The organism is Maribacter spongiicola, from assembly GCF_052119685.1.
Lineage (GTDB): Bacteria > Bacteroidota > Bacteroidia > Flavobacteriales > Flavobacteriaceae > Maribacter > Maribacter spongiicola_A.
In genome coordinates this window covers 632,652-645,378 of the sequence record NZ_JBGQOO010000001.1, presented here as the reverse complement: position 1 = coordinate 645,378, position 12,727 = coordinate 632,652, and the positions used below count along the sequence as shown (strand labels likewise).

Annotated in this window: 12 protein-coding genes; 5 read left to right on the top strand and 7 right to left on the bottom strand. The window is 35.0% G+C overall.

Annotated features, from left to right (window positions below; translation table 11 throughout):
- Positions 1–21 precede the first annotated feature (21 nt).
- The 4 genes from ACEN2N_RS02735 (at position 22) to ACEN2N_RS02720 (ending at position 2,341) form a co-directional block, all read left to right on the top strand.
- Positions 22–453: a hypothetical protein gene (locus ACEN2N_RS02735; RefSeq protein WP_441822869.1), complete on the top strand. Its 432-nt coding sequence runs from the start codon at positions 22–24 to the stop codon at positions 451–453.
- A 14-nt stretch (positions 454–467) separates the two neighbouring features.
- Entirely contained in the window at positions 468–1,091 is a 624-nt protein-coding gene (locus tag ACEN2N_RS02730; RefSeq protein ID WP_423997659.1) for an ExbD/TolR family protein, read from the top strand.
- Positions 1,092–1,113: 22 nt separating this feature from the next.
- Positions 1,114–1,596 (top strand): ExbD/TolR family protein, encoded by a 483-nt coding sequence (locus ACEN2N_RS02725; RefSeq protein WP_133686269.1) that lies wholly within the window; start codon positions 1,114–1,116, stop codon positions 1,594–1,596.
- Positions 1,597–1,672: 76 nt separating this feature from the next.
- Complete coding sequence (locus ACEN2N_RS02720; RefSeq protein ID WP_441822868.1) at positions 1,673–2,341, top strand: porin family protein; 669 nt, start codon at positions 1,673–1,675, stop codon at positions 2,339–2,341.
- Here ACEN2N_RS02720 and ACEN2N_RS02715 read toward each other — a convergent pair.
- From ACEN2N_RS02715 to pyrH, 6 genes are all read right to left on the bottom strand, one after another.
- Positions 2,336–2,941 (bottom strand): hypothetical protein, encoded by a 606-nt coding sequence (locus ACEN2N_RS02715; protein WP_441822867.1) that lies wholly within the window; start codon positions 2,939–2,941, stop codon positions 2,336–2,338. The genes ACEN2N_RS02720 and ACEN2N_RS02715 overlap by 6 nt on opposite strands.
- Positions 2,941–4,398 carry an RNA polymerase factor sigma-54 gene (gene rpoN, locus ACEN2N_RS02710; protein WP_441822866.1) on the bottom strand — a complete coding sequence of 486 codons (1,458 nt, stop codon included), beginning with the start codon at positions 4,396–4,398 and terminating at the stop codon, positions 2,941–2,943. The genes ACEN2N_RS02715 and rpoN overlap by 1 nt, the downstream gene beginning before the upstream one ends.
- A 38-nt stretch (positions 4,399–4,436) precedes the next feature.
- Positions 4,437–5,870 (bottom strand): asparagine--tRNA ligase, encoded by a 1,434-nt coding sequence (asnS, locus tag ACEN2N_RS02705; RefSeq protein WP_441822865.1) that lies wholly within the window; start codon positions 5,868–5,870, stop codon positions 4,437–4,439.
- Positions 5,871–5,963: 93 nt separating this feature from the next.
- Entirely contained in the window at positions 5,964–8,351 is a 2,388-nt protein-coding gene (locus ACEN2N_RS02700; RefSeq protein WP_441822864.1) for an efflux RND transporter permease subunit, read from the bottom strand.
- A gap of 131 nt (positions 8,352–8,482) precedes the next feature.
- Positions 8,483–9,037 carry a ribosome recycling factor gene (frr, locus tag ACEN2N_RS02695; RefSeq protein ID WP_441822863.1) on the bottom strand — a complete coding sequence of 185 codons (555 nt, stop codon included), beginning with the start codon at positions 9,035–9,037 and terminating at the stop codon, positions 8,483–8,485.
- Positions 9,038–9,082: 45 nt separating this feature from the next.
- Positions 9,083–9,790: a UMP kinase gene (gene pyrH / locus ACEN2N_RS02690; protein ID WP_423997671.1), complete on the bottom strand. Its 708-nt coding sequence runs from the start codon at positions 9,788–9,790 to the stop codon at positions 9,083–9,085.
- Positions 9,791–9,943: 153 nt separating this feature from the next.
- On the opposite strand from pyrH, the gene ACEN2N_RS02685 reads away from it, so the two are divergent.
- Complete coding sequence (locus ACEN2N_RS02685) at positions 9,944–11,815, top strand: M61 family metallopeptidase (RefSeq protein ID WP_441823126.1); 1,872 nt, start codon at positions 9,944–9,946, stop codon at positions 11,813–11,815.
- A gap of 83 nt (positions 11,816–11,898) precedes the next feature.
- Here ACEN2N_RS02685 and tsf read toward each other — a convergent pair whose 3' ends face one another.
- Positions 11,899–12,723 carry a translation elongation factor Ts gene (tsf, locus tag ACEN2N_RS02680; protein ID WP_441822862.1) on the bottom strand — a complete coding sequence of 275 codons (825 nt, stop codon included), beginning with the start codon at positions 12,721–12,723 and terminating at the stop codon, positions 11,899–11,901.
- Between the last annotated feature and the right edge of the window lie 4 nt (positions 12,724–12,727).

Genomic DNA, 12,727 nt, shown 5'->3' with positions numbered 1-12,727 from the left:
ACTTTTAATACCTAAAATATTATGCAAAAAATTGTAAAAATAGCATTGGTAGTAATAGGATTACTTGGTGCAGTACTTTGGTTCATGCTTCCTGGAAGGGATATGCCTGCGGCTGAAGCAGCTCAAAGTGGTGCTATGAACTTTATGTTTATCATAACTTACTTCCTTTTAGCGGTTGCCGTTATAGTAAGTTTAGTCTTTACCTTAAAAAACTTATTCTCTAATCCTCAAGGTTTGAAAAAGACTTTGTTTGTTATTGGTGGTCTTTTATTGGTAGTTGGTATTTCTTATGTTCTATCAAGCGGAACGGACGTTGCTCCAGAATTCGCTTCTATGACAAATGAAAGTACAGTAAAGAATATTGGTATGGGATTGAATGTATTTTTTATCCTTACAATAATCGCTGTATTATCTTTAGTAGTGCCAGCTGTTAAAAATATGTTTAGTAAATAATAAAATAAAAAACTATGGCTAGAAGAGCAGGAGCACCAGAGGTTAGTGCGGGTTCAATGGCGGACATAGCTTTCCTTTTACTTATCTTTTTCTTGGTAACAACTACTATTGAAACTGATGCAGGATTGGATCGTATGCTTCCACCAATGGAGCCACCAACTGAAGCGCCACCAATCATTAAAGAAAAGAACATTTTTACGGTAAATATTAACCGTAACGGTCAGTTATTAGTTGAAAATGAAATTCTTTCAATTAACGACTTGCGTGAAAAAGCAATGGCCTTTTTAGATAATGGAGGAGCGGCTTCAGGTAGCCCAGATTATTGCAGTTATTGTAAAGGAAAGCGTAACGCTGATTCTTCTGATAATCCGACTAAGGCAATTATCTCTTTGAAAAATGATCGTGAAACTAAGTATAGTACTTACATTACAGTTCAAAACGAATTGGTAGGGGCTTATAACGATCTTAGAAATAGAGAGGCTAAAAGATTATACGGTAAAGATTATGTTGCGATGGAAGCCGAGTATTTGAATCCTGAAACTGAAGATTCTGTTAAAGAGGAGTTGAAAGATAAGGTAACCAGAATACAAGGTTTGTTTCCACAGAAATTATCTGAGGCTGAAACTTCAAGTGAATAATTAATAAATTAAAAGTAACACTATGTCAAAATTTGCAAAGAAAAAAGATGGAGAGGTACCAGCGGTATCAACAGCTTCCCTTCCTGACATTGTATTTATGCTTTTGTTTTTCTTTATGACGGTAACCGTTATGAAAGATAGTTCCTTGAAAGTTGAAAACGTACTGCCGAACGCTAGTGAAGTAAAGAAATTGGAAAAGAAGGATCGTGTGATCTATATTTATGTTGGTAAGCCAACTAAAGAATATGAGAAAACTTTTGGTACAGAACCAAAGATTCAATTGAACGATAAATTCGCTAGTCCGTCAGAAGTCGGTGATTATATTTTAATGGAAAGAGCTAAAAAGCCTCAAGAAATTCAAAATGTACTGACCACAGCGCTTAAGGTTGATAAGAACGCTAATATGGGATTGATATCCGATATTAAACAAGAGTTAAGAAAAGTAAACGCTTTAAAGGTAAATTATACTACCTATGAAGGTGATGCTTTCAATAATCTACAATAGTTAGTTAAGTAGAATATTACATTTTCAAACGCTTCAAATTTATTTGAAGCGTTTTTTATTTCATTAACTTTACTTTATGCGTTTTGTAATTCTATTTCTTTTAATCATATTTCAGTCTAATGCTCAAGTAGCAACTGACAGTATTAGTGATACACGTTATTTTGAAGATCAGTTCTACTTAGGTCTTTCATATAATTTTATACTAAATCACCCAGTGGGCTCTAACCAACGTAATTTATCATACGGTCTACAAGCTGGGGTCATTAAAGATATCCCCTTAAATCGTACGGGAACTAAAGCTATAGGTATTGGTGCTGGTTTAGCTTTAAATAGTTATTATTCGAACTTAGTTGCCGATATTTCTGGTGATGATATTTCTTATAGTATCAATGATGATATAACTAGAAGTAAATTAGAGACACATCTAGTAGAGTTTCCTTTAGAGTTTAGATGGCGAAATTCTACTGCAGAAGATTATAAATTCTGGCGCGTATATGGTGGTATTAAAGCTGCTTATGTTTTAGGTGCTAGGTCAAAATACGACTTAGGTGATATTAGTGAAGGATTCAAAAATACAGACCTAACTAGATTTCAATACGGGCTAACATTAAATTTTGGTTACAATACATTTAATTTACATGCTTACTATGCGCTAACCGAACTGTTTAATGGTAATGCTTCTGTCAATGGTGAAGTTCTACAATATAGACCTTTACGAATAGGTCTTATTTTTTACATCTTATAACCAGAATCTAACGGTTAGTAGCTGCGATAATATGCCTATAAAAAGTCCTACAACAAGTTCTAGTGGGGTGTGAGCCTTCAGATTTAATCTTGCACTTATAATACCCCCCGTAAATAGTATAAATACGCTTATCGCAATTATAAGGTTTATTTCAAAATGAATACTTAGGTTAATTAGGTACATAAGCAACCCACTTACTCCTACGGCATGTAAACTAGTTTTAAAATTTAATACTACAAGTAAAATACACGCGATAGTGGCGCCTAAAAGCCCTGTAAAGTAAAAATAGAGCTCACTTACATAATTGTTCGGAATAACCTTATATAGGATTAGTAGAAGTATAGAAGCGTGTATATATAAAGGGTATTTTCTTTCTTTAACTGATTCTAACGAAATGGAATGTACCAATCCCAAGTTTTTTAATATTAGAAATGTTACAATTGGTATAATAACGGTCAATATAAAAATGGGTAAAATACTGGCGCTTTGTATTTCTAATGGCGTATATTTTGGCGTAATTAGAAAGTAGGCGACCGTACCGCCAATAGGCATAAAAAGTGGGTGTAATAAATAAGAGATGAAATTAGAGAAAACCTTCATTAGATTTCTTTTCTCATACGTGCAACCGGTATATTTAACTGCTCTCTATACTTTGCTACGGTTCTTCTAGCAATAGGATATCCTTTTTCTTTTAAAATAGCCGCCAGTTTATCATCGGTAAGTGGCTTCTTTTTTGTCTCGTTCTGTATAACAGTCTCTAAAATCTTCTTTATTTCTTTTGTCGAGACATCTTCACCTTGTTCGTTTTTCATCGATTCTGAGAAATACTCTTTTATCAACTTTGTGCCGTAAGGTGTATCTACATATTTACTATTTGCCACCCTAGATACGGTTGAAACATCCATACCTATTTCATCAGCTATATCTTTCAGGATCATAGGGCGTAAATTACGCTCATCACCAGTTAAAAAATATTCTTTTTGATATTGCATTATAGAGTTCATTGTAATGAACAACGTTTGCTGGCGTTGTCTTATGGCATCTATAAACCACTTTGCAGCATCTAATTTCTGCTTAATGAACATGACAGTATCTTTTTGAGATTTAGATTTGTCTTTGGCTTCTTTGTAGCCTTTAAGCATATTGCTATATTCTCTAGATACATGCAGCTCTGGTGCATTTCTGCCGTTCAGGGTTAGTTCCAGTTCTCCCTCGGTAATTCTAATAGCGAAATCGGGCACCACATGTTCTGTCATTCTGTTGTTGCCAGAATAAGAACCACCTGGTTTCGGGTTCAATCTCTCTATTTCACCAATAGCGTTTTTTAATTCTGCTTCGGTAATATTGTGTTTTTGAATTAACTTTTGATAATGCTTTTTGGTAAAGTGTTCGAAAGACTTCTTAAGTATTTCGGTCGCAAGTTCTATGCTTGGTGTAATATCTTTTCGCTCTAATTGAATAATTAAACACTCTTCTAAGGATCGAGCTCCGACCCCAGGTGGATCTAAATCTTGAACGATAGATAGTATTTTGGTAATAGTAGCTTCATCTGTATACACGTTTTGGGTAAATGCCAAATCGTCCATAATATCTGTAATTGGTCTACGGATGTAGCCACTTTCGTCTATACTGCCAACAAGAAACTCGGCGATATTCCACTCATCATCGGTAAGATAAAACGTGTTCAGTTGATTTATTAAATATTGATTAAAAGAAATACCTGCGGCATAAGGCACGCTTTTTTCTTCATCATCTGAACTATAGTTATTTGCCTTGGTACGGTAATCAGGTATTTCGTCATCACTTAAATAATCATCAATATTGATGTCTTCCGTATTGATGGTTTCATTATCTGATGCGTCATCGTAAACATCATCATAGTCGTCAGAAGTAGTTTCTAAATCTTCTTTACCGGTCTCTAAAGCCGGATTCTCCTCTAATTCTTGTTTCAGACGTTGTTCAAATGCCTGCGTGGGCAATTGAATCAGCTTCATCAATTGAATTTGCTGTGGAGATAACTTTTGAGATAATTTAAATGATAGGTGTTGTTTCAGCATTAGTTTATTCTAGTACTTGTAAAAGTAACTAAATCCGCTTAGAATTCGGCATTCTGTGGTGTTCTTGGAAACGGAATTACATCTCTAATGTTACCCATGCCAGTTGCAAAAAGAACTAAACGTTCAAAACCTAGTCCAAACCCACTATGTTCTGCAGTACCAAACTTTCTTAAATCTAAGTACCACCATAATTCCTTTTCGTCGATACCCAATTCTTTGATTTTCTCTTTTAAGACATCTAATCGCTCTTCTCTTTGAGAACCACCAACGATTTCGCCAATACCAGGAAATAAAATGTCCATAGCCCTAACAGTTTTGCCATCTTCATTTAAACGCATATAGAACGCTTTAATTTTCGCAGGATAATCAAATAAGATTACCGGACATTTAAAATGCTTTTCTACTAGGTAACGCTCATGCTCACTTTGTAAATCGGTACCCCATTCTTCAATAGGATAGGTGAATTGCTTCTTTTTATTGGGCTTACAATTTTTAAGAATTTCAATGGCTTCTGTATAGCTTACCCTTTTAAAGTTGTTGTCTACTACAAATTTTAATTTTTCGATTAACGCCATATCACTGCGTTGTGCTTGGGGTTTGCTTTTTTCTTCGTCTAACAATCTATTTTCTAAAAACTCTAGATCTTCTTGACAATGGGTCAATGTATATGAAATAACATTTTTAATGAAATCTTCGGCAAGGTCCATATTCGCATCTAAATCGAAGAAAGCCATTTCTGGTTCGATCATCCAAAACTCTGCTAAATGTCTAGAGGTGTTAGAGTTCTCGGCTCTAAATGTTGGTCCGAATGTATATACTTTACCTAATGCCATGGCATAAGCCTCAGCCTCCAACTGACCAGATACGGTAAGGTTTGTTTCTTTTCCGAAGAAATCTTCTTTATAATTTACATGACCATCTTCTGTCAATGGCGGATTTTTTTCATCTAACGTGGTAACACGAAACATTTCGCCTGCACCCTCAGCATCAGACCCAGTGATAATAGGTGCATGAAAATAGTTGAACCCGTTTTCTCTAAAATAGTTGTGAATAGCAAAAGCTAGGGTAGACCTAACACGCATGATTGCTGCGAAAGTGTTAGTTCTAATTCTTAAATGTGCCTTTTCTCTTAGGAACTCTAAAGAGTGTTTCTTTGGTTGAATAGGATATTCTTCTGGATCTGCAACACCCAATACTTCTAAAGCGCTAACTTGGATCTCTACAGATTGTCCGCGACCTTGACTTTCAACAAGAGTACCCGTAACTTTTAGAGCTGCACCTGTGTTTACTTTCTTTAATAATTCTTCGTCGAAATTTTCAAAATCAACCACGCATTGAATAGTGCCTAAAGTTGAACCATCATTAAGAGCAATAAATCTGTTGCTTCTAAAAGTACGTACCCAACCTTTTATAGTTATTTCTTGTAGTAAGTTTTTACTTGCTAGTAATTCTTTTATTGTAGCTAAACGCATGATGTTGAATTGAAAATTAAAGACCCAAAGATAGGATTTTGTTAAAAAATAATGAGCTTATAAAGCTATATAAACATGGCAAAATGATTTCAGTTAGTTATTACTTTCATCTTGTGGTAAAATGTCTATTTGTGGTTTTTTTAATGTTTGCTTGTTTGCAATACTTTTTTCTAAAGATAAAAGTAATGATGGCAATAAAATTAAGTTGGCCAACATTGCTAGCAATAAGGTAGCAGAAACTAAAGAACCTAAGGCTACTGTGCCACCAAAATTAGATATTACAAATACCGAAAAACCGAAAAATAAAACGATGGAGGTGTAGAACATACTAACCCCTGTTTCTCTTAGGGCATTATATACTGATTTTTCTATGCGCCAGTTATTAGCGGTGAGTTCTTGCCGATACTTTGCGAGAAAGTGTATGGTGTCATCGACCGATATACCAAAGGCAATGCTGAATACTAAAATAGTAGAAGGTTTAATGGGCACGCCTACAAACCCCATAATACCTGCCGTTATAACCAACGGTAGTAAATTTGGTATGAGTGAAATAATAATCATTCTAAAAGACCTGAATAAATACGCCATGAACAAAGCAATTAATGCAATCGCCAATGCAAGTGACATAATTAGGTTTTTTACTAGATATTTGGTTCCTTTTAAGAATAACAAGGCACTACCCGTCATGTAAACGGTATAACGTTCGGCAGGAAATATTTTATCGATGTTCTCTAGTAAACGAGTCTCGATTTCTTCCATTCGGCTAGTGTTAACATCTCGCATGAAAGTGGTTATTCTTGCAGTTTGCCCTGTGCTGTCAACAAAAGCTTTTAGCAAATCTCCATTATCAGATGATTTACGCGCAACATCCATTATAAAAGTATTCTCTTGACTGGTAGGTAGTTGGTAGTATTTAGGAATACCATTATAAAACGCCTGCTTTGAATACTTTACTAAATTAACTACGGATACCGGTGTAGAAAGTTCGGGAATCTCTTCGATGACCTCACTAAACTGATTCATGCGCTTAAGGGTTGCAGGTTTTAAAACACCTTTCGGAGTTTTAGTATCCACAACTATTTCAACAGGCATGATACCTTTAAATTCTTTTTCAAAGAATCGAATATCATGAAAGAAATCTGCATTTTTAGGCATGTCTTCTATAGGACTTCCTGAAATTCTTATTTGGTAAATACCAATGATGCTAATTACTAACAGAGAAATTGAAACTATGTAAACAGTAATTCTTCGGTGTCGTACAATACGTTCCATCCAATGAACAAAAGCATCGATCCATTTTTTGTTCAAATGCTTTAAATGCTTTGTTTTTGGCAGTGGCATAAAGCTATATACAATAGGTATAATCAGTAGCGACAAAACAAAAATCCCAATAATATTTATTGAGGCTACAATACCAAATTCTTTTAAAAGGGTACTATCAGTAATAATAAATGTAGCAAAACCTGAAGCCGTAGTAATGTTTGTCATCAAAGTGGCATTCCCAATTTTAGAAATTACACGTTGTAATGAAAGTGCTTGATTACCATGTTTTTTAACCTCTTGCTGGTATTTATTAATTAAGAATATGCAATTTGGTATACCGATAACAATAATTAACGGAGGGATCAGTGCAGTTAGTACGGTAATCTCGTATTGTAATAACCCTAGAAAACCAAAAGCCCACATAACTCCAATAATCACCACACACATTGAAATGAACGTTGCCCGTACACTTCTAAAGAAAAAGAAGAAAATTAATGAAGTCACCCCTAGGGCAGCTAATATAAATTTACCGATTTCATCAATAATGTTTTGAGAGTTCATGGTTCTCACATAGGGCATACCAGATATGTGAACATCTAAATTGGTTTCGTCCTCAAAATTTTCGATGAGTTTATTTACATCTTGTAGAATAAAGTCTTTTCTGACCGCAGTATTTACTATATCCTTGTCTAAATTGACTATAGTACGTATTGTTTTACTTTCTTTATTATAAATAATATTGTCGTAAAAAGGTAGGTCGTTAAATAAATGGTTGGTAATGCTATCTATTTCCTTTTTTGTTTTTAGCTCTCCATTTATTAAGGGGCGCATTTTAAACTGTTGTAACTCATTGTCTTTGACCAATTCTTTAAGATTGTCGGTCGAAATAACGAATTCTACTTCAGGAAAAGCCGCAAGTTGCTTGCTCAGCTTGTTCCAACGATTAAAATTTGCAGGTGTAAATAGGGCGCTATCACGAATAGCAAATACTACGGCATTCCCCTCTTCGCCAAATTTGCTAAGAAAATCTTGGTATTGCTGATTTACGGGGTGGTCGTCTGGTAGTAAGTTTGTTTGCGAGCTCGAAAATCGCATGTATTGCCATTGCCAGCCCATGAAAATGGTGAAACCGGCAATCAATAGTAAAATTAAGATTCTATTGCGGAGAATTATGTTTGCCGTTTTAGGCCAAAATCCTTTCGTAAGTTTAGCTACCATAACTGTTTTTGCAGGTGGCAAAGGTAACTATTAGCTACATCTGTTCCTAAATTGAAAAGTTTAAATTTTATACAATAAAATAAAGCTACCGAATAGGGTAGCTTTACTTACGTATTTTTGACTTAAGTTACCTATATTTTCATAATCTCTGCTTCTTTTTTCATCAAGAAGTCATCGATTTTTTTAGTATAAGCATCGGTTAGAACTTGTACATCTGCAGTGGCATTCTTTTGAAGGTCTTCAGAGATATCCAAATCTTTTATTTCTTTATTTGCATCTTGTCTAGCACTACGTACACCAACTTTTGCATGTTCAGATTCTGCCTTTGCCTGTTTGGTAAGTTGAATTCTGCGTTCTTCTGTCAGTGGTGGTACGTTGATAATGATCATATCGCCATTGTTCATAGGGTTGAAGCCTAGATTGGCATTCATAATCGCTTTTTCAATTTCTTGAAGCATGTTCTTTTCCCATGGTTGAACAGAAATCGTTCTACCGTCTGGTGTATTCACATTGGCCACCTGAGATAACGGAGTTTGCGACCCATAATAGTCAACCATAACAGATGACAACATTGCAGGGCTGGCTTTACCGGCTCTAATTTTTAAAAATTCACGTTCTAAATGCGCTATAGCGGCATCCATGCCTTCTTTTGTAGCGTCTAAAACAAATTGTACTTCTTCGTTCATATAATAAGTATATAGCTATCGCAATATCATAAACTATACCGAAAGTTATACGTTTACGGTCGTACCAATAGTTTGGCCGTCAACAATTTTCAGTAAGTTTCCTTTTTTGTTCATATCAAAAACTACGATAGGTAGTTCGTTTTCTTGACTTAAGGTAAAAGCCGTAGTGTCCATTACTTTTAACCCTTTTGTAAGTACTTCTTGAAAAGATATCGTGTCAAATTTCGTTGCACTTTTGTCTTTTTCTGGGTCTGCAGTATAAATACCATCAACGCGAGTACCTTTAAGAATTACATCAGCTTCAATCTCAATAGCTCTTAAAACCGCTGCAGAATCGGTAGTGAAATAAGGGTTACCGGTACCACCACCAAAAATTACTACTCTTCCTTTCTCTAAATGCCTCATTGCACGTCTTCGAATAAAAGGCTCTGCTACTTCGTTGATTTTAATAGCAGATTGCAATCTTGTTTGTACACCGTTCATTTCTAATGCACTTTGTAATGCTAATCCGTTTATAACGGTAGCCAGCATTCCCATATGATCGCCTTGTACTCTGTCCATACCTGTTGCGGCACCGGCTAATCCTCTAAAAATGTTTCCGCCGCCAATTACTATGGCAACCTCAATTCCTTTTTCTACTACTTCTTTTATCTCTTCGGCATATTCGTTTAGACGGTTAGAATCTATACCGTATTGCTTTTCGCCCATTAAGGCTTCACCGCTTAATTTAAGAAGAATTCTTTTGTAGTGCATCTAAATATTTATTTGCCACCAAAAATAATGAAAATTTTTGATGGGCGTGGTCAAATTTTAAACAAGCAAAACATAATTCTATAAGTTTGGGTGGTTACATATTCTCTATCTTTGGTAACCATTATTTTTAAAAATGCACATATGAAGTTTTTTATGAAAAAAAATGTATTAGTTATTGTTATCGCTTTGATATTAAGTGCCTGTGGTGCTGGTAAAGCTTTAGTTTCGGTCGAGAATGCGCCGATAGTTGCGGCTATAGATTTGGTGAATGTAGTAGATGATAGAGTTCAGGTCGATTTGAACCCTGGGGCTTTTACCACATCTACCGTTATTTTTAGTATTCCGAAGACAGTGCCCGGAACCTATAGTTCTGATAATTACGGACAGTATATTCAAGATTTTAAGGCTCTTGATTATAAAGGAAATCTGCTACAGTTTACAAAAATTGATGAGAATTCTTGGAGTATTGACAATGGAACTCAACTTGATAAAGTTCAATATTGGGTAAATGATACCTATGATACCGAGAATGAAGTTGATGATGCAGTATTTTCTCCTGCAGGGACAAATATTGCTGCCGGTAGTAATTTCATGCTTAACCTACACGGATTCGTTGGTTATTTTGATGGATTTAAAGAAGTGCCTTATTCAATTTTGATTAAAAAACCCGCAAATTTAATTGCGACTACTACACTTTCTAAAGAGCCAAATAGAAAACCAGATCCTCTGTGGGATGGTTTTATAGCTAAGCGATATTTTGAGGTTATTGATAACCCTATTATGTATGCGAAGCCTAATACTGAGATTTTTGAGATTAATGGAATAATGGTAACGTTAAGTCTTTTTTCTCCTAATAATGTATACAAGGCTGCTGATTTGAAAGAAAAAATGGTGTCTATGATGGGTGCTCAAAAAAGGTTTTTGGGTGATGTAGATAGTACAAAAGAATATAACATATTATTATACCTGTCTGATGTTAATATACCAGATGCTCAAGGTTTCGGTGCTTTAGAACATCATACTTCTACTGTTGTAGTGTTGCCAGAAGCAATGGATCTTGGTCGTCTTGAACAAGCAATGGTAGATGTGGTATCGCACGAATTTTTTCATATTGTAACACCACTATCGGTGCATTCAAAAGAAATTCAATATTTCGATTTTAACAATCCGAAAATGTCTGAACATTTGTGGATGTATGAGGGTACAACTGAATATTTTGCCAACCTTTTTCAAATTCAACAGGGTCTTATTTCTGAAGAAGAATTTTATGAGCGTATGCTTACTAAAATAAATAATTCTTTATTCTATGATGATAGTATGTCATTTACGGTAATGAGCAAGAATATATTGAATCAGCCTTATGAGCCAAATTACGCTAATGTATATGAGAAAGGTGCACTTATTAATATGTGTATTGATATAATATTACGAGAAAAAAGTAATGGTGAAAAAAGTATGCTTTGGCTATTGAAAGAATTGTCAAAGAAATATGGTGCCGATGTACCTTTTGAAGATAATGCTTTGTTAAATGAAATAGTTGCAATGACCTACCCAGAAGTGGGTGAGTTTTTTAATACACACGTAATTGGTGAAACACCAATTTATTATGATGATTATTTTAAAAAGGTTGGTTTAGCAACACAAGATGTTGAAGAGCCTACCGGATACTTTTTTGACGGACAAGTACCTTATATGGATGTTGATGTACAAAACGACAGTGTAGTCTATATTAGAAAAAATATAGAATTGAATTCATTTTTCAATAATTTAAAATTAAAAGGTGGTGATATTTTTAGGGTGATTAATGGGCAAGAGATAAACTTAGAAAGTTTGCGCCCAGTTATAGGTGAAAGTTTTGGGTGGACACCAGAAACACCAATTACTATGACTGTAGAAAGAGATGGTGAAATGATTTCAGTAGAAGGTACTGTTGGTCAGCCTGTAAAAAAGGTTAAGAAAATAGTAGCTTTAGAAGGTGTAAACGAAGCAGCTGATAAGTTGCGCAATGCCTGGTTGAAGAATTAGAGTTGTTCTTTAATTTATAACAATAAAAAAACCGTCTACTTTTTACAGTAAGACGGTTTTTTATTGAGTTAGTTGAATTGTAATTAACCTAATGCAACTCTTTTGAAACCAACAACCTCTAAGCTAGAGTCTACTGACTTTACGTATTGAGCAACACTTTGTTTGCTATCTTTAATGAAATCTTGGTTAACCAAGGTATTATCTTTAAAGAAGCGATTTAATTTACCTTTAGCAATATTATCAAGCATTGCTTCTGGCTTACCTTCTTGACGTAATACATCTTTTGCAATTTCGATCTCTTTGTCAATAATTGATTGATCCACACCAGCTTCGTTTAAAGCTACAGGGTTCATTGCAGCAGCTTGCATAGAAACATCTTTAGCAACTTCATCAGCACCGGCTACGACAGCTGAAAGTCCTGTTAGAACAGCTATTTTATTTCCTGCGTGAATGTATGATCCAACGAAAGGAGCGCTTAATGTTTCATAACCACCTATTTCGATTTTCTCACCAATAACACCAGTTTGCTCAGTAAGTTTTTCTTGAACTGTCATTCCTTTGTAGTCAGCAGCTAAGAATGCATCTTTAGAATCAAAATTGATTGCTAGGTCTGCTAATTCTGTAGCTAGTGTTACAAAAGTTTCGTTTTTAGCAACGAAATCTGTTTCACAGTTCAAAGAGATAATAACACCTTTAGTGTTATCACTATTTACTTTTGCGATTGCTGCACCTTCAGAAGAATCTCTGTCGGCTCTTTTTGCTGCAACTTTCTGACCTTTTTTACGAAGAACTTCGATTGCAATTTCAAAATCGCCATCAGCCTCAACTAATGCGTTTTTGCAATCCATCATTCCTGCACCAGTAGTCTTTCTTAATCTGTTAACTTCTGCGGCTGTAATCTTTGCCATTTTA

What these genes read in the sequence shown, in the direction of transcription:
- ACEN2N_RS02735 (WP_441822869.1), top strand. Translation starts at nt 22, where the DNA reads ATGCAAAAAATTGTAAAAATAGCATTGGTAGTAATAGGATTACTTGGT.
- ACEN2N_RS02730 (WP_423997659.1), top strand. Translation starts at nt 468, where the DNA reads ATGGCTAGAAGAGCAGGAGCACCAGAGGTTAGTGCGGGTTCAATGGCG.
- ACEN2N_RS02725 (WP_133686269.1), top strand. Translation starts at nt 1,114, where the DNA reads ATGTCAAAATTTGCAAAGAAAAAAGATGGAGAGGTACCAGCGGTATCA.
- ACEN2N_RS02720 (WP_441822868.1), top strand. Translation starts at nt 1,673, where the DNA reads ATGCGTTTTGTAATTCTATTTCTTTTAATCATATTTCAGTCTAATGCT.
- ACEN2N_RS02715 (WP_441822867.1), bottom strand. Translation starts at nt 2,941, where the DNA reads ATGAAGGTTTTCTCTAATTTCATCTCTTATTTATTACACCCACTTTTT.
- rpoN (WP_441822866.1), bottom strand. Translation starts at nt 4,398, where the DNA reads ATGCTGAAACAACACCTATCATTTAAATTATCTCAAAAGTTATCTCCA.
- asnS (WP_441822865.1), bottom strand. Translation starts at nt 5,870, where the DNA reads ATGCGTTTAGCTACAATAAAAGAATTACTAGCAAGTAAAAACTTACTA.
- ACEN2N_RS02700 (WP_441822864.1), bottom strand. Translation starts at nt 8,351, where the DNA reads ATGGTAGCTAAACTTACGAAAGGATTTTGGCCTAAAACGGCAAACATA.
- frr (WP_441822863.1), bottom strand. Translation starts at nt 9,037, where the DNA reads ATGAACGAAGAAGTACAATTTGTTTTAGACGCTACAAAAGAAGGCATG.
- pyrH (WP_423997671.1), bottom strand. Translation starts at nt 9,790, where the DNA reads ATGCACTACAAAAGAATTCTTCTTAAATTAAGCGGTGAAGCCTTAATG.
- ACEN2N_RS02685 (WP_441823126.1), top strand. Translation starts at nt 9,944, where the DNA reads ATGAAAAAAAATGTATTAGTTATTGTTATCGCTTTGATATTAAGTGCC.
- tsf (WP_441822862.1), bottom strand. Translation starts at nt 12,723, where the DNA reads ATGGCAAAGATTACAGCCGCAGAAGTTAACAGATTAAGAAAGACTACT.